Here is a 22,861-nt window from a genome sequence, read left to right on the forward strand (position 1 = left end):
CGGCGCGGGTTGCAATACAACTTTGTCTCCTGCGCCATTGGGACACCGCAATCTTTTGAAAATTGTCTGGCTGGCATATTAGCGTAACTCTCGTTCGTTAATGCGGCCAGCCGACGCTGCTCGGCAGGCATTGCATTGCATTGCATTGGTCAAAGGTCGCGGCCAGACACATCGCCGCATGTGTTGACCGCACCGCTTCCCGTGCGTGTCGGCGATTGCTGGTCTAATAGGATCTTTGTCCACTGCCGGGGTACCGGCACCGAAAGGAACACCACTCATGATTATCGCTTTCCTTGGACTCGGCGCGATGGGCCAGCACATGGCCGCCAATTTGTTGAAATCCGGCGAGCCGGTCTATGTATGGAACCGCTCTCCGCAAGCCGTGCAGGCACTTGCGCAGCAGGGCGCGCGGCCTGCGGCCACGCCGGCCGAGTGCGGTATCGCCGACGTCGTTTTCAGCATGCTGGCGGACGACGCCGCGACCCGCGCGGTGCTGGTCGATGGCGGCGTGCTGGATGCGTTGGCCCCTGGCAGTATCCACGTCAACATGGCCACCGTCTCGGTCGCGTTCGCGCGCGAGATGTCGGCGCTGCACCTTGCGCGCGGCATCGGCTATTTAGCCGCGCCGGTGCTGGGAAGGGTCGACGTGGCCGCCGCCGGCAAGCTCAACATCCTGGCTGGCGGCGCCGACGAACTGGTCAGCCGCGTGCAGCCGCTGCTCGACCTGATGGGCCAGAAAACCTGGCGCTTCGGCACGGCGCCGGAGCAGGCAAACGCCGTGAAGCTGGCATGCAACCTGACCCTCGCCTGCGCTATCGAAGCGATGGGAGAAGGATCGGCACTGGCCGGCGCGCATGGCATTCCGGCTGCCAGCTTCATCGAACTCATTACGGGCACCCTGTTCGCCGGCTCGCCGGTGTACAAGGGCTATGGCGGCATGATCGCCGAAGAGCGCTACAGCCCCGCAGGCTTCAAGCTGTCGCTCGGGCAGAAGGATGTGCGGCTGGCGGTGGAGGCTGGACGCGACCTGGGCCTGCCGCTGGCGTTCGGCGACGCGCTGCAAACAGTGCTGAAGGAAGCCGTGGACCATGGCGATGCAGACCTCGACCTGGCGGCGCTTGGCAAGAATGCCGCGCGGCGGCGCGGGGCGGGCTGATTCCTTTCGCCGTTGAGGCAGCATGGCCAGGCAAGCGTTGCCGCATGAGGGACATGCCAGCCTCGCGCGGCGATCGTTGTCGCATGCGGCGGTGATTCAGGGCAGGCTCGTCAGCGTGGGGTTGGCGCCCGGTCTTGTGCCGGCGCCAACGTGCGGATGAAGAATGCGGTGATTGTTTCGTTCAGCCTTGTAACCTCGGCTTGCCGGTCGAAGCCCGGGGGATCGCCGATCAGGGTGGCTGTCAGCCGGGCCATATCAGGCGGCAGCGGCGCCAGCAACGCGCCATGGCCGCCGCCTGGCATGTCGGCAAGATGTTCGCAGGAGCGGCAGACCGCGAGGATTGCGTCGCTGTGGAATCTTGGGACGAGCCAGCGGTCGAGTCGCGCCGTGACCAGCGCAAGCGCGACCGGTGGCTGGGCCAGGGAAGCCGGGTCGAAGTCGGCGGCGAATGGCACTCCCGCGACGATGGCCACGATACGGGGATCCGTGTGCTCGTACCAGGTTTCGTCATCGAGCTTATGGTTGATGATGGACTCAACGACGGCAAGTTTCAGTCTGTCCAGCGGCCCGCCCGTCAGCGATGTGGAAAGGCCGGCGCAGGCGTGGAAGTCATCGACCAGATGCTGCTGGCAGTGCGTGCGCAGACGGGATGGCGACCAGCGTCCCCCAGCCAGCGATAATGCCGTGTGCCCGCCCGCAGACATGCCGTACATCCCGACACGGGTGAAATCCAGGGAGCGGGCAAACTGCGGATCGTCGCGCAGCCTGTCGATGGCGCGCGATACTTCGATCGGCCGACGTTTCCAACTGGGGGGGCCGGGCTCGCTGTCGTCCTTGTAGTTATCCGCATGGTGTTCGGGCATTGCCACAGTAAATCCGGCCAGCACCAGGGTTCGCGTCAGTTCAAGGTAGACCCATGGCGACGCGGGCGATCCATGCGAGATCACAATCAGGCGATGATTGCCGGGGGCAGGAGCGGCATTGAGCGCAAGCTCGAACTGAAATGCGTCACGACGATGCAGTTGGGCCTCGGCGCTTGCCGGATAAAATATCGTGACCGGACCGGATGACGGGTTGGAAGCGAGTTCCACCATGCCCACGGAAGCAAATGCCGGGCATGCGGAGCCGAGCAGAATGACCAGAGTGAAAATCCAAGCCGGTGCGAGACGCATGGCGATGGCGCTCCATGCGGAAAACGCATCGACGCTTGCAAGGCCTCGCCATGCAGGACGATGACGATGCTCAGCGCGTACCTGCGCCATTTCCACCCCGCGTCAGCTCGCGGTCGAGCGCATTGGCAAAATTCTGGCGGTCGGCATGGTTGAATGCCGCCGGGCCGCCCGTGTCGACACCGCTGCTGCGCAGCTCTTCCATGAAAGACCGCATTGTCAGTTGCTGTGCGATCGTGTCCTTGGTGTACCACTCGCCGCGCGGGTTGAGCGGCAGCCCGCCTTTCTCCAGCACCAGGGACGCCAGCGGAATATCGCCGGTGACGACAATGTCGCCGGCGCTGACACGCTCGACGATCTCGGCATCAGCCGCATCTGCGCCGGCCGGCACCTGGAGCGCGCGGATGAAGCGCGAACCAGGCACGCGGATCAACTGGTTGGCCACCAGCGTGACGTGGAGCTGCAGGCGTTCCGCTACCCGGAACAGGATGTCTTTGATAACGGCGGGACAGGCGTCCGCATCGACCCAGATGTGCATGGCAGGCAGAAGGAGAGCAGCAGATAGCGCCATTGTAGCTGCAAGCCGGCGCCCAGGCCCTCGGCAAAGCCCGTGGCCCTAACCGCGCTGCGCCATCGTGGCTGTCAGGCGCCTGCCCGGCTTGGCCGCAGCCAGGCGCGGCGTTATTTGGTGCCGATGCTGACTGCCGCGCCCTCGGCAGGGAGACTGAAAGCAGCCTCCTCGAATGCCGGCGGGCCGAACATGGCTCTGCCTTGCCTGGAAAAGCCGTACGGCTCGGTCGGCATGCCGACCAGGTTGGTCGTGAGCTTGCCGTTGGCATCCCTGTCGTGAATGGCGGACACCGCGTAGGTGCCGGCCGGCAGCCCGGCGAACCTGATCCTGACGATGCCGCTGCTATCGCGTTCCGACGCGGGAACCGACTTTCCCTGCACCGCATGCTTTGGGAAAGCGGCAGCGGAGTCAAACACGCCTACCCGCACCTGCCCGCTGTCGTCCCGGATGTTTTCGATCGCCACTGTGAGGTCTGCGGCGAAGGCGCCATGGGCGGCCACAGCCAGCAACGCCGTAGCAAAGGCGCGTGGCAGAAATGATGCGGGTGCGGGGTGTGCCATATTGTCCCTGGTCGGGTGGTTGGTAATGGGACGACTGTATGCCGTGCGGGCAAGATCGGCACGAAGAATACGACGAAATGCAGGCCGGCGGGCGTGAAAGGGCGCTGCGGACGACTAGTGGTGTTGCTAGTGGTGTCATTCGTGCCGGCGCATCAGGCGGCGGACACAGGTAGATTCCGTCACCTGGACCCATGCCAGCCTGCACAGTCAGATGACTGCACCGGCCTCAAGCAAATACGGCGAGACATTCCGCATCGCACGTGAAACGTAGTCTTCCTTTTCGCCAACCGGCGCAACGTAATGAAGCGCCTCCTGCGCCGCCTCGATGCCAACCAGGCGGGCAATGAGCCAGAAAGCGAGATACTGCGACGCAAGGCACCCGCCGGCGGTGGCCACATTGTCCCTGGCAAAGAACGGCTGGTTGAGTACGTCGATGCCTGCCTGCTCGACCCAGGGTTTTGTCGTCAGGTCGGTGCAGGCAGGTACGCCGTCAAGGAGGCCCAGCCTCGCCAGCACCAGCGCGCCGGAGCATTGCGCCCCGAGCAGTTGTCCGGCGGGATCGAGCTGCAACTGGGACATCAGCGTCGCATCGTCAATGACTTCCAGCGTGCGCATGCCACTGCCGACGATGACCGCATCGGCCTCGCTTGCGTCCCGGAGTGACGCCTGTGCTTCGAGGACCACGCCATTCATCGACCGTACCTGCGCGGCGGGGCTGGCGATCGAAACCCGCCAGCCGGGCTTCTTGATGCGATTGAGTATGCCCAGTGCGATCAATGAATCGAGTTCGTTGAATCCTTCGAAGGTCAGTATGGCGATATGCATGAAATCCCTTTTAGCGTCAGCGGCGGTATCGGTGCGGAAACATACCGTTTTACCCATAGGCAGGCAAGGATTATGCAAAAACGGCATGGACGCACGTTCAGCTTGAAGACGGCAGGCAGGCGATTAACCAGGCATTGGCGACATCTCGGACGATCAGGCCATGCGACCGGGCCGTTTTCTACATGTTCAGGTGAATGTATCCGTCCCAACAACTTCCAGAAGAAGAACGGAATGAAGGAGAAAGATATGGGCTGACCAAAAAGACCCATTCAATTTTTGATTGCGCCGATCCCATGAATAATCGTGCTTCATGGCGTTTTCAGAACGCTGCTGCGATCGGGAATGTCGGCAGGAACCGTGAGAATGCAGAGCTGAATTCTGTTATTTAAAACAAGAGGGAAGAAATTGAAAGTGCGCCGGCCTAGGTCGCGTTTCAATGCGGCACCTTTTCAGAAGGCGGCTTACGGCCTCGCCAGGTTGCCCCGCTTGCGAATGCCTTCCGCCTCGCGTCAGGCAAATCGATTGCCGCAATGACACTCACCTCGGGAGGCGGATTTTAAAAAGAAAAGGCAATTTCCAGCGTTTTTTGAGATGCGCTAAAGGTCTGAATCTCCCATCTTTAACTATGATGCGGATCGACTAAGGTCTCAGAGTGCTGCGCGCGTCAATGCGGGACAGGTCGATCCGAAGACAAGTCATGGAGCCAATCATGTTTGCAGTGAAGCATCCAACCATTCTGAAACGAGGTGTCCGAGAAAATATCACACGAGGCTTGAGGGCCAGGTTCGGTGCACCGGTCCTGCTCGCGGCTTCGCTCGTCGGACTGATAGCCCCCGCAGACGCGTGGACGCTGGCTGCAGAAGCAAGGCTTCATGGTACCAATGAGCATCATGTGGGAGTCGTCAGACTTATTCAATTAGGGAGCGGCGAGATCATTGTCCAGGCGCGGGTTCACGGCCTTCCAGCAGGATTCCACGGGTTCCACGTGCATACCGTTGGGGAATGTGTCCGTGGTACGCCGCCCACCCAGGACGTGCCTGGCGTACCGGGTACGCCAGGCACGCCGGATTTTGTTTCTGCTGGCGGTCACTTCGATACCGGGAGAACGCCGCCGGCTCAACCGCATACGCATCAAAACCATTCCGGCGACTTTCCTGTCCTGCTCGTGACGGCAGACGAGACAGCCAATGCCATTTTCAGTACCGATCGCTTCGATCTTGCTGATCTTTTTGACAGCGACGGCAGTGCGATCATTGTCCATGCGGCGCCGGACAACTATGCCAATATTCCGTCCAGCCGGTATGCTTCCAAGCCCACGGAGACGCCCGCGACCGTGCCGGACGAAATTACGCAGAGGACGGGCGATTCCGGCGACAGGATTGCGTGCGGGGTGATCAAGAAGTTAATCGACAGGTAGCCGTCTCAGGATGCCTGGTCGACGTCCGGGTTGCCTGCGAGGCGGCTTCAATACCGGCATCGATGATGCGTTCCCGATGCGACGTCGCGAACACGCCGCCGGGCACCACTGTAAGCCTACACTCGTCATCTTTCTCAACGCCCGCGTGCCATCAGGACTTGCATCGTGTCCAGGTTCGTGTTTTCGCATCTGATTGTCTGGCCGCCGGTCAGCACCGGCGCGGTGAGGCTGGTCAGTACCGTCCCCATTTGCATTAACGAGGCAAGTCTCGCGCCGCGTTCCCATGCCAGGCGCACTGTGGCATGGCATTACGCAGGCTTGACGACATTGTCCGCCAGGTCCTCAGCGATGCGCGTCGTGTTCAACCGCATCTGCGCCATGCCAGCACGCAGATAGGTCATCACCGGGCGGTGCAAGGCGAGGGCGCCGACCGCTTCCGCATTCCCATTGCTTTCGTTCAGACGCGTGCCTTATTCCGGATCAGGCGGCTTTGGGTATTCGCGCGGCCTCCTCCGATCGGCATTTCATGGGACCAAGATAATTTGACGAGACAACTGCATTAATCAAGCGCGCAGTGCGATCATTACTGTCAGGGTAATGAAGGTGCTAGGGGAAGGCATGGCGATCGACGACGAAATTACGTTGAAAAAATTGGAAGTGTTTCTTGCGTTCATGCAGATGAGTAATCTGACGCGCGTTTCCGAACGGCTTGGCTTGAGCGCGGTGAGCGTGCACCGTGCGCTTCATTCACTGGAAGAAGGCCTGCGGTGCCCCCTGTTCAAGCGCGAAGGGCGCAACCTGATTCCGCTGAAGTCGGCCTATGCCTTTGCCGAACATGCGCAGCGCGCGATCGCGGCATGCGAGGCCGGCGTGGCGGAGGTGCGTGAGATGTCGGGTTTCAATGCGCCGCGGCTGCGGATAGGCTCCCTGTATTCACTGACGCTGCGCTGCATTCCGAAAGTGATTATCGGCCTCAAGCTGCGCAAGCCGACGCTGGACGTCAACCTGACGCTGGGCTCGAATCGCGAGCTGTTGAATTCACTGGAGGAAGGGCGGCTCGACGCAATCATCATCGGCCTGAAGGAGCCGCCCGTGAGCCAGGACCTGGTTTCGGTGCCGCTCTTCAACGACCTGATCTACTTGGCAGCGCACCTCGGGTCGCCCTACGCCGATGCGGCGGAGATCGATCTCGCCGACATGCGGGATCAGCCGTTCGTGACCTTGAGCGAAGGCTTCGTGACGTCCGACAGCTTCAGCCGGGCCTTCGAAATCAGCGGCTACAGTCCGCGGATCGCGATGGAGGTCGGCGACATCTTTTCGCTGATCAACCTGGTCAGCGAAGGAATAGGCTACGGCCTGCTACCGGGGCGCATCGGGGCGTTCAGCTCACGCATCCAGTTGCTGCCGCTGGCGAAGAAATATGCGTCCCATCAGCAGGTCACGCTGATGTTTTCCGCCAGCCGCGAACGCGACCCGAACCTGCTGGCGCTCGCTGCCGAATGCCGGCTCTACGGACGCCAGCTGGCCGGAAAGGAATAGGGCTCAGCGGTTGACTCGCCTTACTGACGCGGTTCGTGTGTCTCCTTTCTAGCCGCGGAATGCAGCTGGAACCCGCGGTGGCACGGCGGCCCCGGCGCGCAGGCGGCGCCGTGCCCGGGCTGCGTCGGCACATCTGGATTTGGACCGAATGCCGTTTTCAGTTCGATTGGACGAAATTGGCCGCTCTGTTCCTTTTTGCAGACACGGTTTTCCCTGTCCCTGAAAATTGTGAACTGGTGGTTTAACAGTTTCTTGATGGAAAGTATAATAGTTCGCATGACTGCAACTGCGTCGCCGGTCGGCATCTCCCGGGCGCTGCGCACCTTGAATAAAACGACCGGAAATTTCGTTTTTTAAATTACACTTGTTGCCAAATCTGTATCAGCGTCATGCGTCATTCCTACTTGCTCAATTCCGGCCGATGACATTTCGGAACACAGTCGTTTTTCTGCAGCATCGTGCAAGGTATCTGGCGCCATGGCCGCTGATCTGCGGCCTGTTGATCGCGGTTGTCTGGTGGTGGGGGTTCAGCACCATTGACCGCGAGCAGGCTGACATCCGCAAACAGGCGCACAGCGCAGTGTCGGCGCAGGCGCGGACCTACGCCGAGCAGGTCGAGCGCACGATCGGGCAACTCGACTACATCCTGCGCAGCCTCCAGTTCAACTGGCAGCGCAATGGCGGCGCGCTGAACCTGGAAGAGCATGTCTATGCCGGCCTGGTGCCCAAGTCCGCGCGGATCTCCGTGACCATCCTCGACCGCACGGGCATGCCGGTCACGACCACCATTCCAGCCCATCACAAGCGCAGAAGCGTCGCGGCGCTGGAGCATTTCCAGTTTCATGCGGCGAACGCCAGCCATGATGTGTTCATCTCCAAGCCGACGCTGAACCTGCTGACCAATCGCGATATCGTGCTGCTGTCGCGTCGATTGGACGACGAGGCGGGCGCTTTCGCCGGCGTCATCGCGCTGGCGATCGAGCCGAAGTTCCTTGGCTCCTTCGTCGACGACACCAAGCTCGGACCCGATGATTTCGTGTCGATCCGGCGGTCGGACGGCGCATTCTTCGCATCGAAAAAGGGCAATGGCGCCCAGTCGACCACGCCCAATTTCAGGGGACAGCGGGTGGTCTCGGGGCCGCAAGGCGTGCGGCACGTCGCCGGCGATAATTACATCGATGGCAAGGCGCGGATCGTGGCCTGGTACACCACCGCCAGCTATCCGGTGATGCTGCTGGTGGGCACGTCCGATGCGGCACTGCAGCAGGCCTATCAGCCGCGCTACCGCGAGATCTGGGCGAGCATGCTGAGCGCCAGCCTGGTGCTGCTGGTCCTCGGCGCAGCAGGCGCGCGGCGCACCGCGCTGCGGGTCGGGCAGAAGCAATCCACCCGCGAAGTCCATGAGGCCTACCGGGTCGCGACCGAGAATGCAAAGGAAGGCTTCTACATGCTGCGGCCCTGCTATGGACCGGACAACAGCATCGTCGATTTCCTCATCGAGGATTGCAACGAGCGCGGCGCGATGTTCCGTGGCCTTCCGAAGGAATCCCTGATCGGCCGTACCGTGTCGAACATCCTGCCCGTCCTGTTTTCGAGTCACATGCTGCCCCAGTGCCGAGAGGCGATGCAGACCGGACTGTTCGAAGATGAAATGCTGGTGCCGGCGCGCGGGAACCGCGCGACGCAGTGGCTGCAGCGGCGCCTGGTGCGCACCAGCGCCGGCCTGGCCCTGACGCTGCGGGATGTCACGGAAACCAAGAACCAGGAAGCGGCGCTGAAGCGGCTCGCCAATGCCGACGCCGTGACGTCGCTGCCCAACCGCCACTGGCTGATGAATTATCTTCCGACAGCCATCGACCATGCGCGGGCCGCGGGCCGGATGCTGGCCGTGATGTTCGTCGACCTGGACGACTTCAAGAACATCAACGATACGCTCGGCCACGCCACCGGCGACGAGCTGCTGAAAGCAGCCGCGTTGCGCCTGCAGGCGGTGATCCGGCCGGAGGACAAGATCGCGCGGCTTGGCGGCGATGAGTTCACGATCATCGTCGAGGCGGCGCAGACCCGTGAGGACGTCATCGCCGTCGCCGAGCGGATCATCGACACGCTCAAGGCGCCCTTCGTACTTGGCGATGGAACCCGTCAGCATGCGGTGCATGCGTCGGTCGGCATCAGCCTTTTCCCGCTGAACGGGGCCGATGGCGAGACGCTGCTCAAGCATGCGGACATCGCGATGTATGACGCCAAGGAGAATGCAAAGGGCAGATACCGGTTCTTCGAACCCAGCCTCGAGCGGCGGCTGGTCAACCGGCTGACGCGGGAAGCCGAGCTGAAGCTGGCCATCGAAGGCCGCCAGTTGATTCTTTACTACCAGCCCAGGGTCAGGGGCGACAGCGGCGAAATCACCAGCATGGAAGCGCTGGTACGCTGGGTCCACCCGGTGCTGGGCCTGGTCCCGCCGTGCGAATTCATCCCGATGGCGGAGAAGATCGGGCTGATCGTGCCGCTGGGTGCGGAAGTGGCGCGAATGGCATGCGAGCAGATTGCGCAGTGGCGAACGCAGGGCCTGCGGGTGGTGCCGGTCTCGGTCAATGTCTCGGCGCAGCAGATCGACACCGGCACGGTCAGCACAATGCTCACCGGCGTTCTCGAAGCAAACGGCCTGGACGCCAGCCTGCTCGAAATCGAAGTGACCGAGTCGGCGACCGTGACCAAGGACGGCGCCGCCGTGTCGGAACTGGCGGCTATCCAGAGGACAGGCATCAAACTCTATGTGGATGATTTTGGCACCGGCTATTCCTGTCTCGCCCAGCTGAAAGACCTCGACATGGATGGCCTCAAGATCGACCGCGCCTTCACGTCACGGCTGGGCACGAGCCGGGCCGATGCCGCGCTGTACGAAGCCATCGTGTCGATGGCGCACGCGCTCGATATGCGGGTTGTCGCCGAAGGCGTGGAGACTGCCGAGCAACTGGCCGCGCTCCAGGCGCTGGGTTGTGAGGAAGTGCAGGGCTACTTTATCGCCAGGCCGGTGCCGGCCGCCGAGGCGGCAATGCTGCTGGAGAAGCGCTTCCTTTTCCCGGCTCCGTAGGCGTCAGGCAGCTACCCGGGCGTGTGGCATGGGCGGGCGTGGCGGGCATTGGCCTGCCGGCGGCGAGGCGCAGTAAAGCAGGCTCTGCGCGGGCTTCCGATGACCGCGGTTGATGCCGTCCCGTCGGACCCGTCCGGCGAGCTTCAGGCGGCGTTGCAGACCTGGTTGCGCCCCGCAGCCTTCGCTGCGTACAGCGCCTTGTCGGCTGCCTGGAGCAGCGACTCGCACGATGCGGCATCCTCGCCGGGGCAGCATGCGGCCGCACCGATGCTGACCGTGACCAGGCCCACGGGATTGCCGCCGTGCGGGATGGCCTGCGCAAGCACCGCATGCCGGAAGCGCTCGGCCATGGCATTGGCGCCATCCACATCCGTGTCGGGCAGCAGTACGGCCAGTTCCTCGCCGCCATAGCGCACGGCGACGTCGCCGGGCCGGCAGCCGGATTCCATCAGCGTCTCGCCAAGCCGTCGCAGGCATTCATCGCCGGCAGGATGGCCGTAGAGATCGTTGTACCGCTTGAAGTAGTCGACATCGATCATGATCAGCGCCAGCGGCGTCGCCGCGCGCTTCCCGCGATGGAATTCATCGAACAGCGCGGTATCGAACAGGCGGCGGTTGCCCAGCCCGGTCAGGCTGTCCTGCAGCGTCAGGCGCTCGAGGGACTGGTTCATCTTTTCCAGCGAGGTCTTCGCCTTGCGCAGCTCGATCTGCGCGCGCTCGCGCTCGCCGATCAGTCGCAGGATTCGGTATCCCAGCAAGCCCAGCAGCGCCAGCAGCAGCGCTTCGACGCCGACGATCCAGAACGTGTCCTGCCGCCAGTTCGCCAGGACATCCCGGATGGACAGGGCGCTCGCCACGATCAGCGGATAGTGGGCCAGCTGCTGATAGGCATACATGCGCTCGATGCCGTCGATCCGTGCAGTCAGCACCGCGCTGCCTTCCTTGCCCTTGGTCCGGTAAGTCTGGAAGACCGGGCCGCCGCTGGCGTCGGAATTGATCTGGGCTTCCGCAAACGGCCGGCGCACGATGATCCTGCCGTCGCCGGACATCAGGAGGATGACGCCGTCCCGGCCGATGTCGAAGCTGTTGTGGAATTCCTGGAAATACGCGAGCTCGATGGTGGCGACGGCAACCCCGCGGAATGCGCCGTCGGGCCCGTTGATGCGGCGCGACACCGGCAGGATCCAGCGCCCGGACGTGCGGCTGCGTGCCGGCGCGCCCACAAACACCTCCCGTCCTGCCGTAGCGGCGTGATGACGGAAATAATCACGATCGGAAACATTGAAGGAGCCCGTGATCCGCGAGCGGGACGTGATCAGTCCACGGCCCTGGCTGTCGTAGACCGATACGCTGTCCAGCCCCGGGGTTTTCTCGACCGTCAGGCGCAGCAGCACCAAGGCCTGCGCCAGGGCATCCTTCTCCACACCATCGACTTCCAGCTGCTGCACGACGCCCACCAAGGCAACCTCGGCAGCACGCACCGTGTCGTCGGTGTGCTGGGCGAGGGCGCGGGTCATGTTGGTGGTGGCGACCCGTGCCGTCTCGATCTGCTTGCTGCGCGCCTGCTGGACGCTCCAGCCCTGCAAACCCACGAACGACAGCACGATCGACAGTACGAAGAGAATGGAGACCGACTGGATGGTGCGTGGACGACGAAGCCGGGTAAAGGCGCGCTGGGCGGTAATCGGAAGCATCATCGTAGGGGCGTCGCAAGCGACGCCGGAAGTTATTCACGAGTGGCTATGAATAACTTTCTACGAAATAATTTCAGTGCATCTGTAAAAAACAGCAGAAACCGATCCAATTCCTGAATAGTTCTGAATCGGACAAGGTTCGGCCGCCGCCCGGCGCTGCCTGGCGGCAGCGACGGATGGTCGGCTGGTCTGCCGGATAAGACTCCTGGCACATGTGCAGCCGCCCGCCTGTTACTCCGGCCGGTTGCCGCCTTCGCGAGGCATGCCCTGGATGGGGCTGAGACGGAATTTTTTCCGCCGGTCGCCCAGCAGTTCCCGCAGTTCGCCCACGGACAGGTTGGATACCTCGTGCATGCGGATCAGGATCGATGCGCCCACTGGCAGGCGGCGATGCCGGATCTTGCTGATCACCGGCGGCGCGACTTCCAGGACGCGCGACAGCGCCGCGTCGTTCTTCAATTCCAGTTTCTTCAGCAGCGAATCGAGCAGGTTATCCGGGTCGTATTCTGGCTGCGAGGTCAGCGGATGCGTATTGTCCATGGCGATTCCTGTTTCTGTTAAGTAATTACTCACGAATGTAAACCTATTTCTGGGCGGCGAATTGTTATAAAGCAAACATGCCTGAAGTCATTTTGCAACATTGCTCTTTTTGCACGCCCGGTTCCCGATTGACAACGGTTGTTGCAGTGTAGGCACACTCCCGCCGCATTACGGGATTGGAATGACCCGGCAACTTGCCTCATGGAAATTTGGCCGGTTAGAATCCTTTCGCGATTTTGAGGGCGCGGAACGGTGTTCCCCCTCTGCACCGCCGGTGCGCTCGCCACTATTCAAGCAGGAATGAAAAAATGAAAAAGCATCTATGTACAGCCCTGGTGTTCACCGCGTTTGCCTTTCCGCTGGCTGCCCATGCCGCGGGCGCTTACCTGGGGGCCAACGTTGGCAGCGTCGAGCACAAGTTCAACGTCAACGGCGATTCCACGACCGAGGACAAGACGGGCGCCAAGGTTTACGCCGGCTATGGCTTCACCGATCATTTCGGTATTGAACTTGGCTATGCCAACCTGGGCAAGGTCAACGCCGCCCTCGATAACGGCGTGAACAGCGCATCGTTGCGCTACGAAGCACAGGTGCTCTACCTGGCCGGCACGGCCACGTTGCCGGTGAGCGCCGGCTTCTCGCTGTTTGCCAAGGGCGGCGTCGCAGTCAACTATGCGAAGGGCACCGTGACATTCAATGGCGACACCAAGAACGGTCGCGCTGGAAATGGCACCGGCATGTTTGGCATTGGCGCCGCGTACAACGTGTCTCCGAAGCTGAGCGTCGTTGCCGAGTACGAGAACTTTGGCAAGGTGCTGGAAAAGAATGAAACCAACACCAAGGCGCAGATGGTTTCGGTCGGCCTGCGCTATACGTTCTGAGGCGATACGCCAAGGTCAAGCCGGCTTTCGGGCCGGATTTTTTTCGTCCCGAGAAGGCATGCCGGCCGGTGCGGCGAATGTTCAGTCAGGGCAGCGCAGATGAAGGCGATATGGCGACCAGCCCCCTGAATGCGCTTCCTGCCTGTCAGATCCAGGTTCACGCAGCCAGCGCGACAAGATTGCGCAACTGTTCATCTGGCATGCGGTCCGTCCCTGGAATGATGCAGCGCGTGTTTTCTTCCGCCCGCAGTCAGGCTACATTGTCGTTGTCAAGGCCGGAACACGATACGGGAGAGGAAGAATGAGCGTGCGTGCCAAATATGATGTGGTGATTGCAGGAGGCGGCATCCTTGGCTGCTATGTCGCCTATTTCCTCAAGCAGCGCAACCCGGCCATCGACGTCGCGGTGATCGAAGCGGACCCGACTTATGAATATGCGTCGACAGTGCGTGCCTCCGGCGGCGCCCGGCGCTTGTTTTCCTGCCCGGAGAACATCGCGATGTCCAGCTTCAGCATTGAACGCATCAAGAATTTTTCCACTGAAATGGCGGCCGGCGACAGTCCTGCGGCGATCGATTGGGTGGAGCAGGGCTATCTCTTCATCGTCTCGGGCGTGAAGGCCATGCGCCTGCTGGAAGAAAATGCGCATGTGCAGCGCTCGCTGGGAGCCGATATCCAGTTGCTGGATCGCGAAGGGCTGAAACACCTTCTCCCCTCCATGCACGTCGCCGATCTCGATGGCGCCGCGTACTCGCCGGGGGACGGCTGGTGCGACCCGAACAGCTTCCTTCAAGGCACTCGCAAGAAAGCCGGATCGCTAGGCGTCGAGTTCATCAGCGATCGGGTAGCCGGCTTCACCAACACGGGCGGCAGAATTGCCGGAACGATCCTGGCTGGCGGCGCCACTGTGAAAGCCGATTCTTTTGTGAATGCCGCCGGCCCATGGGCAGCCCAGGTAAGCGCTATGGCGGGCATGTGCCTGCCCGTCTCGCCGCTACGGCGTTTCGAGCATTACTTTACTGGTCACCGCAGGATCGAGCCTCTCCCTTATGTGAAAGATTTGAACCGTCTGGCGTTTCGCTCGGAGGGGCAGGGTTTTTCCGGTGGGCTGGTCAATTCGGATGAACCGAGAGGGTTCAACTTCGACGTGGATCACGGCTACTTCGACAAGGTCGTCTGGCCGGCGTTGGCGCACCGCTTCCCGACTGCCTTCGAAGGCGTGAAGTGCCATCGCACCTGGTCGGGGCTGTACGAGCAATGCGAGCTGGATGGCAACCCGATCATTGGCAACTGGACCGGCAACCACGAAAACTTCTACGTGGTCGCCGGCTTCTCGGGACATGGAATGATGCACGCGCCGGCAGCCGGCCGCGGGATTGCAGAATTGATCGACAAGGGTCGCTTCGAAACCATCGATTTGAGCCGCATGGGTTATGAACGCGTGCTCAAGCATGCGCCTTATCGAGAGCGCGGCATCCTTTGATGACAAGTTCCTGCTGATCGTCGGCCTGCCCGCGCAGGACGCACCAGGTTGAATGGATAGCCATTGCGCCCGTGGGGGCCGTGTCGCTTTCGGCAGTGACACGACACCCTTCGCACCGAGCGCCTTGGCAAGCCCGCCGAGGATAGGCCTGCTGTGCTGCCCTCAATCGGCATCCGTCCCTTCGCCGCGCAACTTGTCGGCACGCTGGCGCATCAGGGCCTTGTCCTGTTCATTCGTGGCCAGTTCGGCAGCCCGGGTGAAGGCCTTGCAGGCTTCCGCCGCACGGCCGAGGCGCGCCAGCATGTCGCCGCGCACCGCATGGAGCAAGCCGTATCCCTGCATTGCTGGCTCGGCTGCCAGCGCTTCGACAAGGGGGAGTGCGGCTTCGGGTCCATGGGCCATGCCTATAGCGACCGAACGATTCAGTTCGACGACCGGCGAAGGGCGGACGTGGGCCAGTTCATTGTACAAGGCGACGATTGCTGTCCAGTCGATGTCCCGCGGCGCGGCGGCGCGCGCATGGCAAGCAGCGATTTCCGCCTGCAGCGTATAGAATCCCCGGGGCTGGCCCAGTGCATGCACGCGGCCAAGGGCGGCCAGGCCCCGCCCGATCAGCAGTCGATCCCAGCGCGTCCGGTCCTGATCCAGAAGCAGCACCGGCTGGCCCCGGGCATCGGTGCGAGCCCGCAGCCGGGAGGCCTGGATCTCCAGCAACGCCTGGAGGCCGTGCGCTTCGGCTTCCTGCGGCAAAATGGCGGCAAGCGTGCGGGCCAGCCGCAGCGCATCCTCGCACAGCGCAGGTCGCATCCACTGGGGGCCGCTCGTGGCCGCATAACCCTCGTTGAAGATCAGATAGATAACCTCAAGCACCGCAGTCAGCCGCCGCACGCGCTCCTCGCCCCGCGGCACGTCGAACGGCACGGCTCCCTGCGAGAGGGTCTTCTTCGCGCGCACGATACGCTGCGCAATCGTTGCCTCCGATACCAGGTAAGCACGGGCAATGTCCGATGTGGACAGGCCGCCCAGCAGTTTCAGCGTGAGTGCGGTTTGCGCTTGTTGCGGGAGCAAGGGGTGGCAGGCAGCGAAGATCAGGCGGAGGAGATCGTCGCCGATGTCATCCGCGCGCGCCGCATCCAGCGCGTCGACAAAGTCGGGCACGACAGCATCGCCACGCGCATCGGCATCGGCGCCTAGCTCGGCATGCTTGCGCGCCTGCAGCGCCTGAAGGCGGAGGTAGTCCAGCGCCTTGTTCCTGGCCGTGGTCATGAGCCAGGCGCCGGGATTCTCGGGCAGGCCGGCGACTGGCCAGTGCTCGAGCGCAGCCATCAGCGCCTCCTGTGCCAGGTCTTCCGCCAGCCCGACGTCCCGCACGAGTCGCGCCACACCACCCACGATACGGCCCGATTCGATGCGCCAGACCGCTTCGACGTGGCGCGCGACTTCACGCGCCATTCGCATCCTTGCTTGCGATTTGCCGGCGCAGCTGCTCTTCCTGCTCGCGCAGTTCCGGCGTGAAGTTCTCGCCCAAGTCCTCGGCGCCAAAGATGGGCCGGATCTCGATCTCGGAATCCGTCCGCATCGGGTTCGGGCAGCGCCGTACCCATTCGATGGCTTCGTCCATTGAGCTGACTTCCCATAGCCAGAAACCCGCGACCAGCTCCTTGGTTTCGGTAAACGGGCCGTCGATCACCGTGCGTGTCTTGCCCGAGAAACGCACACGCGCTCCTTTCGAACTCGGCTGCAGGCCCTCGGCGGCCAGCATCACGCCGGCCTTCACCAGTTCCTCGTTGAAGCGGCTCATCTCTGCCAATTCCTCGGTCGTCGGCATTGCGCCGGATTCGGATTCCGCTGTTGCCTTGACCATGACCAGTACACGCATGTCGATTCTCCTTCACGGGTCGTCGGGCCGCGAACCATTCGCCACCTTCATGACTACGACGAACGAGCAGGGCCGAAATCGACATACTGCCTGAAGTTATTCACAGTGCGGCGTTCGGCAGCTGCCGCACGTTGCTTGCCTGGTCCGACCGGAAATCCGCGCCTAGACCAGCGCGGCGGTCTCCACTGCCAGCCAGTCGCGTTCTGCCGTTCGGCCGATTTTTCGAGGCTATGCACCGCGTGCCGGTCGGATGCGTTGGCAATCCAATCTGCATGCCGGGCGCCGCTGGCGCGGCGTCGATGCATGAATTCGGTTGATGCACCGGTGAGTTTTAATCGTTTGAGTTCATTCGGCGCATATAAGACGATCTTCTCTGCTGTATTCATAAACAAGATTTTATAAATACATAGGAGCTTGAATCATGTTACTGAAAGATCGCGTTGCAATCGTCACCGGCGGCGCCGGCGTCAATGGGCTGGGATTTGCCACCGCGCGCATGCTGGCCGCGCAGGGGGCTACGGTTGCCATCCTTGACCTGGCGTCCGCCAACCCGACCGCGGCTGCGGCAGAGCTTGGGCCAGACCATCTCGGCGTCGTTGCAGACATTACCAGCAAGCAGCAGTGCGATGCGGCCACTGAATCGGTGCTGGGCCGCTATGGACGCATTGACATCCTGTTCAACAATGCCGGAATTACCCAGCCGCGCAAAACGTTGGAAATATCGGCTACCGATTATGACGCGGTGCTCGATGTGAGCCTGCGCGGCACGCTATTGATGTCGCAAGCGGTGCTGCCGGTGATGCAGCGTCAAAAAGGCGGATCCATCATCTGCACCTCGTCGGTTTCCGCGCAACGCGGCGGCGGCATACTCGGTGGCCCCCATTACTCTGCCGCCAAGGCGGGCGTTCTCGGGCTGGCACGGGCCATGGCGCGGGAATTCGGCGCGGATGGCATCCGGGTCAACTGCATCACGCCAGGGCTGATCGCGACAGATATCATCCGCGGCAAACTGACCGAGGAGCGCAAGGAGAAGATCGCAGAGGATATTCCGCTGGCGCGGCTTGGAAGGGCGGACGATATCGCCGGCGCCGTCGTCTTCCTTGCCAGCGATCTGTCGAGCTACTGCACGGGAATCACGCTGGATGTCAACGGCGGCATGCTGATCCACTGATTGCCCCGAACCGGGGGAGCGCTGTTGTGGCCTCAATTGGCCTACGGCAGTGCCTCCTTGCGTCGACCGGCGCACCGGTGCGCGCGCTTACCTGCCATTGCCGGAAGGCGAATCCGCTGCCTCGTTCTTGCCGTCGATCGGCACTGCCTCATGCGGGTCGCCGGAACTTCGGTTGGCCATCCACGAGTTGATCCAGTCGAGAACGGTCCTCACGGTGTCCAGGCTCTCCTTGCTTTTCGGCACCGCCAGATAGTGCGCCTTGATGGGCAATCCCATGTCCCCGAATGGCAGCACCAGTCGTCCCTGCTGCAAATATTCCAGCACTAGCACAGTGCTTTCCACGCACATTCCCAGACCGTTTTCAGCGGCGTTTAGCGTCATGAATGCCCGGTCGAGCCGCAAGCCGCGAACGATGTTTGTGCAGCCCGGCGCAAACCGTTCGATCCATTCATCCCACGAAGTCAGCGACACATCGTTCTGGATCAGATAGAAGTCCTCAATCCGGCTGGGCTGCAGTGGCAGCGCCTGGCCCTCGACCAGGCTGGGGCTGCACACCGGAACGTAGCGCTCGTCCGGCGCAATGGGTTCGATCCTGACGCCGGCTGAGGCCTGGGGGCGTCCATAGGTGACGGCAATATCCACGCCGGTGCTGGAAAAGTCGGGCGGTTCATGCACGGCCCAAAGGCGTACATCGATGCCTGGATGCGAAAGCAGGAATGCCGGCAGTCTTGGCATCAGCCATATGGCGGCGAAGCTCGGTGAACACTGGATGGTGACTATCTGCGGCTTGTCGCTCTTGTCGAGAAGCGCACGCATCTCGGCATCGATATCGCTGAAAGCGCGGCCTATTACTGCATACAGGCGCGCGCCTGCTTCCGTCGGGATGACGCCGCGCTTGACCCGCTGGAACAGCAGCGTCCCGAGCACCTCTTCCAGCGACTGGATCGAATGGCTGATCGCCGATGCAGTGATCGACAGCTCCTTTGCGGCGTCCGCAAAGGACTGGTGCATATAGGCTGCTTCGAACGCCTGCAGGCTCTTGATCGACGCTTTGCGCAATGCAATATATCGCTGAACTGATTTCATCTATTGGTAAGAATTCATCGCTATCCGATTTTGGACGAGGTTTATACACTGGATTTCGAGGAGTGCAAATTCCTCGTGTTTCTCTTCCTTATAAACCCACCGGAGACAGATCAAGTGATGCAGGACAACCCTATCACATCCCTGAAAAGCGCCGCCTACCGTATCCGCCGTTATGCCCTGCAAATGGGCGCGGTGCAGGGGCAGGGATATATTGGCCAGGCGCTTGGCATGGCGGACATTCTTGCGGTTGCATACCGCCATGCGCTGAACTACCGCGCCGCAGATCCCAAGTGGGAAGGGCGCGACCGCTTCCTGCTTTCCCACGGCCACTATGCCATTGCACTCTATGCCGCGCTTCTCGAGGCCGGAATCGTTCCCGAGGCTGAACTCGACAGCTATGGAAGCGATGATAGCCGCCTGCCGATGTCCGGCATGGCCACTTATACGCCGGGCATGGAAATGTCGGGAGGTTCACTCGGGCAAGGCTTGATCATCGCGGTCGGCATGGCGCTGGGCCTGCGCCAGAAGAATAATAAAGCCTTCGTCTATAACTCGATGTCGGACGGGGAACTGGACGAGGGCTCGACCTGGGAGGCTGCCCTGTCGGCCAGCCATTTCGGACTTGGCAACATCATCAACCTCATCGACATCAACAACCAGCAGGCCGACGGCCCGTCGGGAAAAATGCTTGGCTTCGAACCGCTCGCGGACAAATGGACCGCGTTTGGCTGGTTCGTTCAACGTGTCGACGGCAACGACCTTCCTGCCGTGCTTCAGGCATTCGATGCCGCACGCAAGCATCCGGACCCCCAGCCCCGCGCAATCCTGTTCGACACGCTGATGGGCAAAGGCGTGCCCTTCCTGGAGCGGCGCGAGAAGAATCACTTCATCAGCGTCGACGCGGCGGAATGGGAGCAGGCCATTCATTTTCTGGATAACGATTACTTCGGAGATAGTGCAAATGAGCAGCGCTAATGCAGGCAAGCCGCGGCTGAAGACCTCGGCAATGATCGCGTCAATCGCATCGGAGGGGCAACGGACGGTCAGTGCGCCGTTTGGCCATGCCCTGGTCGAGCTGGCCAGCCGGCGAGCAGACATCGTCGGGATGACCGCGGACCTCGGAAAGTACACGGACCTTCATATCTTCGCGCAAGCCTTTCCGGAGCGATTTTTCCAGATGGGAATGGCCGAGCAGCTATTGATGGGCGCGGCAGGCGGCATGGCCAAGGAGGGCTTCGTGCCCTTCGCGACCACTTATGCGGTCTTTGCGTCGCGAAGGGCCTATGATTTTATCCATCAGGTAATTGCCGAGGAAAACCTGAACGTCAAGATCGCCTGCGCGCTGCCGGGCCTGACGACGGGCTACGGTCCGAGCCATACCGCGACGGAAGACATCGCTATTTTCAGGGGCGTGCCGAATCTGACGATCGTCGATCCATGCGATGCGCTGGATATCCAGCAGGCGGTTCCTGCGATAGCCGCCCATCAGGGGCCGGTCTATATGCGCCTGCTTCGCGGCCGCGTGCCGCTGGTGCTGGATGAATATGACTACACCTTCGAGCTTGGCAAGGCGAAGCTGCTGCGCGATGGGCGCGACGTCCTGGTCATCTCGAGCGGCATTCTGACCATGCGCGCGCTCGAAGTGGCCGATGCTTTGCAGGCCGACAGTATCGATGTCGCGGTGCTGCATTGCCCGACAATCAAGCCGCTGGATCAGGAAACCATTATCCGGGAAGCCTCGCGCGGGGGCCGGCTGGTCGTGGTCGCGGAAAACCATTCAGCCATCGGCGGCCTGGGCGAAGCCGTCGCGGGAACCTTGCTGCGTGCCGGCGTCGCCCCGAGTTTCCGGCAGATTGCGCTGCCGGATGCATTTCTCGATGCCGGTGCATTACCGACACTGCATGACCGCTACGGCATCTCGGCCGATGCCATTGCGGAAAGCCTAAAGAGCTGGCTCTGATCACAAGAACAATCACAGCGAGGACACGGCATGAGCGCCACACTGCTTACCCGTCGACCTCGCATGCCTTGCACGACTGGCGCATGGTAATTGCCTGAGTTGCGCGCAGCGTCGCCCGAATCGCGAGGCTATCTCCGGAGCTTGCCGGCGACTCGGGAGCGACAGCCAATCGTCGGGCCCACCCGTACCTGAACCTGACGACCGTCAGCCGTCATTTCCGCTGCCGGACCGGCATTCGCTTGCCGACCCGGTCCGGAGGGACTGCGCGTGACGCTGTAAACCGAGGATTAAACCGAAGGAGACAATGATGAAATCTAACACAACGGCAAGTCTCGACGCTGGCAGCGGCATGCCAACCCAGACGGCCGGCAATTTTGAATCCCGCACGTATGCCAAGGTGGCGCGCCGCCTCATACCGTTCCTGATGCTCTGCTACCTGGGCGCCTACCTGGACCGCGTCAACGTCGGCTTTGCGAAGCTGCAGATGCTGAATGACCTGAAATGGAGCGACACGATTTATGGCCTTGGCGCCGGCGTTTTCTTTCTCGGGTACTTTCTGTTCGAAGTGCCAAGCAACCTGATCCTGCATAAGTACGGTGCACGCCGCTGGCTCGCGCGCATCATGCTGACCTGGGCGGTGATTTCTGCCTGCTTCGCCTTTGTATCGACGCCGACCATGTTCTATGTCATGCGTTTCTTGCTCGGTGCAGCCGAAGCTGGGTTTGCACCGGGCGTCATCCTGTACATCACCTACTGGTTCCCAAGCAAGCGCCGCGCAAAGATGCTGTCGGTGTTTTTCATGGCCATACCGCTGGCGAATATCGTGGGCGGTCCCTTGTCAGGCTGGATCCTGCAAACGTTCGCGGATTACCAGGGCCTTCGCGGATGGCAGTGGCTGTTCATGCTCGAAGCCATCCCGTCGCTCGTGCTCGGCGTGGCCATCCTTTTCTACCTGGACGACAGCATTGCTGCCGCCAAGTGGCTGACGCCCGAAGAAAAGAAGCTCCTGCAGGATAATATCGCCGAAGACAATACCGAAAAGGATAGCCATCCGTCCATTGGCGCGTTTCTGCGGGATCGTCGGGTCTGGCTCCTGTCGGCGATCTATTTTTGCGTTGTCATGGGTCAGTACGGCATTACATTCTGGCTGCCCACGATCGTCAAGAACGCCGGCGTCAGCAGCGTGGTCATGGTCGGCCTGCTTTCAGCCATTCCGTATATCTGCTCGCTGGTGGCATTGCCATTCATCGGCATGAGTTCGGACAGGACCAAGGCCAGGCGGCTCCATTGCGCAGCGCCGATGGTGGTGGCAGCAACTTCGCTTTTCCTGCTGCCCGCCACCAGCGGCGTCGGCATTGCGCTGGGCCTTCTAAGCTGCGCGGCCATCGGCAGCATTGCGTCGAGCTCCCAGTTCTGGGCACTGCCCACTGCTTTCCTGGGCGGGATGGCTGCGGCCGCCGGCATTGCGGCCATCAACTGCATCGCCAACCTCGCCGGCTTCGTGTCACCCTCGGTAGTCGGCTGGCTCAATGATTTCACCGGAAATCAAAACGCGGGACTGATGTTTACCTCCTCGGCGCTTTTGGTCGGGGCGGCTCTCGTGTTGCTCTTGCCGGCGAAGACTGTGAATCGCTGACCAAGCGGTGATCTGGTTTCAGCCTGCAGCCCGGAATGTTCGTCTGAACAACCGGGATGCAGGTTGACCAAATCACGCCCATCACCCCCGGATTGCATCCCTGACCGCATACAATTTTGCTTGGAGATATTGAAAGAAGGGATCGAATCTTACGCAGCGTCAAGTTGTTGCAAAACATTCGTCGTTGCACTTTCTGACCGCCC

At 61.7% G+C, this 22,861-nt stretch carries 21 protein-coding genes; 11 read left to right on the forward strand and 10 right to left on the reverse strand.

Going from position 1 to position 22,861, the window contains the following annotated elements:
* The first annotated feature begins 277 nt into the window (after positions 1-277).
* Positions 278-1,156, forward strand: coding sequence for an NAD(P)-dependent oxidoreductase (locus QOL82_RS11190; protein WP_283442348.1), 879 nt, complete (start codon positions 278-280; stop codon positions 1,154-1,156).
* Positions 1,157-1,266: 110 nt separating this feature from the next.
* Here the strand turns inward: QOL82_RS11190 and QOL82_RS11195 are convergent, their stop codons facing one another.
* The 4 genes from QOL82_RS11195 to QOL82_RS11210 form a co-directional block, all read right to left on the reverse strand.
* The gene (locus QOL82_RS11195; protein ID WP_283442349.1) at positions 1,267-2,418 is read right to left on the reverse strand and encodes an alpha/beta hydrolase family protein; all 1,152 of its coding nucleotides are present in this window, start codon (positions 2,416-2,418) and stop codon (positions 1,267-1,269) included.
* The gene (locus tag QOL82_RS11200; protein ID WP_283442494.1) at positions 2,399-2,863 is read right to left on the reverse strand and encodes a YaiI/YqxD family protein; all 465 of its coding nucleotides are present in this window, start codon (positions 2,861-2,863) and stop codon (positions 2,399-2,401) included. The genes QOL82_RS11195 and QOL82_RS11200 overlap by 20 nt, the downstream gene beginning before the upstream one ends.
* A 143-nt stretch (positions 2,864-3,006) precedes the next feature.
* Entirely contained in the window at positions 3,007-3,360 is a 354-nt protein-coding gene (locus tag QOL82_RS11205) for a DUF2141 domain-containing protein (RefSeq protein ID WP_283442350.1), read from the reverse strand.
* A gap of 303 nt (positions 3,361-3,663) precedes the next feature.
* Positions 3,664-4,281, reverse strand: coding sequence for a DJ-1/PfpI family protein (locus tag QOL82_RS11210; protein ID WP_283442495.1), 618 nt, complete (start codon positions 4,279-4,281; stop codon positions 3,664-3,666).
* A gap of 709 nt (positions 4,282-4,990) precedes the next feature.
* Here QOL82_RS11210 and QOL82_RS11215 point away from each other — a divergent pair.
* From QOL82_RS11215 to QOL82_RS11230, 4 genes are all read left to right on the forward strand, one after another.
* Positions 4,991-5,698, forward strand: coding sequence for a superoxide dismutase family protein (locus tag QOL82_RS11215; protein WP_283442351.1), 708 nt, complete (start codon positions 4,991-4,993; stop codon positions 5,696-5,698).
* Positions 5,699-6,000: 302 nt separating this feature from the next.
* A complete protein-coding gene (locus tag QOL82_RS11220; RefSeq protein WP_283442352.1) occupies positions 6,001-6,261 on the forward strand; it encodes a hypothetical protein in 261 nt (86 codons plus the stop codon).
* 55 nt (positions 6,262-6,316) lie between these two features.
* Positions 6,317-7,237, forward strand: coding sequence for a LysR family transcriptional regulator (locus QOL82_RS11225; RefSeq protein WP_283442353.1), 921 nt, complete (start codon positions 6,317-6,319; stop codon positions 7,235-7,237).
* 499 nt (positions 7,238-7,736) lie between these two features.
* On the forward strand, positions 7,737-10,328 hold the full coding sequence (locus QOL82_RS11230; RefSeq protein WP_283442354.1) for a bifunctional diguanylate cyclase/phosphodiesterase: 2,592 nt from the start codon (positions 7,737-7,739) through the stop codon (positions 10,326-10,328).
* 143 nt (positions 10,329-10,471) lie between these two features.
* Here the strand turns inward: QOL82_RS11230 and QOL82_RS11235 are convergent, their stop codons facing one another.
* Positions 10,472-12,025, reverse strand: a complete 1,554-nt coding sequence (locus QOL82_RS11235) for a sensor domain-containing diguanylate cyclase (RefSeq protein ID WP_283442355.1) — start codon at positions 12,023-12,025, stop codon at positions 10,472-10,474.
* 228 nt (positions 12,026-12,253) lie between these two features.
* Entirely contained in the window at positions 12,254-12,562 is a 309-nt protein-coding gene (locus tag QOL82_RS11240) for a hypothetical protein (protein ID WP_283442356.1), read from the reverse strand.
* A gap of 308 nt (positions 12,563-12,870) precedes the next feature.
* Here QOL82_RS11240 and QOL82_RS11245 point away from each other — a divergent pair, with 308 nt between their 5' ends.
* Entirely contained in the window at positions 12,871-13,443 is a 573-nt protein-coding gene (locus QOL82_RS11245) for an outer membrane beta-barrel protein (RefSeq protein ID WP_283442357.1), read from the forward strand.
* 301 nt (positions 13,444-13,744) lie between these two features.
* On the forward strand, positions 13,745-14,926 hold the full coding sequence (locus QOL82_RS11250; protein ID WP_283442358.1) for an NAD(P)/FAD-dependent oxidoreductase: 1,182 nt from the start codon (positions 13,745-13,747) through the stop codon (positions 14,924-14,926).
* Between the two features lie 162 nt (positions 14,927-15,088).
* Here QOL82_RS11250 and QOL82_RS11255 read toward each other — a convergent pair whose 3' ends face one another.
* From QOL82_RS11255 to QOL82_RS11265, 3 genes are read right to left on the reverse strand one after another with little or no spacing between them, the layout of a single operon-like run.
* The gene (locus QOL82_RS11255) at positions 15,089-16,378 is read right to left on the reverse strand and encodes an RNA polymerase sigma factor (protein WP_283442359.1); all 1,290 of its coding nucleotides are present in this window, start codon (positions 16,376-16,378) and stop codon (positions 15,089-15,091) included.
* Positions 16,368-16,805: a YciI family protein gene (locus tag QOL82_RS11260; RefSeq protein ID WP_283442360.1), complete on the reverse strand. Its 438-nt coding sequence runs from the start codon at positions 16,803-16,805 to the stop codon at positions 16,368-16,370. Before QOL82_RS11260 ends, QOL82_RS11255 begins: the two co-directional genes overlap by 11 nt.
* A 53-nt stretch (positions 16,806-16,858) precedes the next feature.
* Positions 16,859-17,191, reverse strand: a complete 333-nt coding sequence (locus tag QOL82_RS11265; protein ID WP_283442361.1) for a hypothetical protein — start codon at positions 17,189-17,191, stop codon at positions 16,859-16,861.
* A gap of 35 nt (positions 17,192-17,226) precedes the next feature.
* Between QOL82_RS11265 and QOL82_RS11270 the strand changes: the two genes are divergently transcribed.
* On the forward strand, positions 17,227-17,976 hold the full coding sequence (locus QOL82_RS11270) for an SDR family NAD(P)-dependent oxidoreductase (RefSeq protein WP_283442362.1): 750 nt from the start codon (positions 17,227-17,229) through the stop codon (positions 17,974-17,976).
* 87 nt (positions 17,977-18,063) lie between these two features.
* On the opposite strand, the gene QOL82_RS11275 is transcribed toward QOL82_RS11270, so the two are convergent.
* Positions 18,064-19,062, reverse strand: coding sequence for a LysR substrate-binding domain-containing protein (locus QOL82_RS11275; RefSeq protein ID WP_283442363.1), 999 nt, complete (start codon positions 19,060-19,062; stop codon positions 18,064-18,066).
* A gap of 117 nt (positions 19,063-19,179) precedes the next feature.
* Between QOL82_RS11275 and QOL82_RS11280 the strand changes: the two genes are divergently transcribed.
* The 3 genes from QOL82_RS11280 to QOL82_RS11290 all read left to right on the forward strand — a co-directional run bounded on the left by QOL82_RS11280 (position 19,180) and on the right by QOL82_RS11290 (position 22,658).
* Positions 19,180-20,037, forward strand: a complete 858-nt coding sequence (locus tag QOL82_RS11280; protein WP_283442496.1) for a transketolase — start codon at positions 19,180-19,182, stop codon at positions 20,035-20,037.
* Entirely contained in the window at positions 20,024-21,022 is a 999-nt protein-coding gene (locus QOL82_RS11285; RefSeq protein WP_283442364.1) for a transketolase family protein, read from the forward strand. Before QOL82_RS11280 ends, QOL82_RS11285 begins: the two co-directional genes overlap by 14 nt.
* 307 nt (positions 21,023-21,329) lie before the next feature.
* A complete protein-coding gene (locus tag QOL82_RS11290) occupies positions 21,330-22,658 on the forward strand; it encodes an MFS transporter (RefSeq protein ID WP_430438471.1) in 1,329 nt (442 codons plus the stop codon).
* Positions 22,659-22,861: the final 203 nt, after the last annotated feature.

Origin of the sequence: Noviherbaspirillum suwonense, from assembly GCF_900182955.1 — a bacterium.
In the GTDB taxonomy this organism is placed as follows: Bacteria; Pseudomonadota; Gammaproteobacteria; order Burkholderiales; family Burkholderiaceae_D; genus Noviherbaspirillum_A; species Noviherbaspirillum_A suwonense.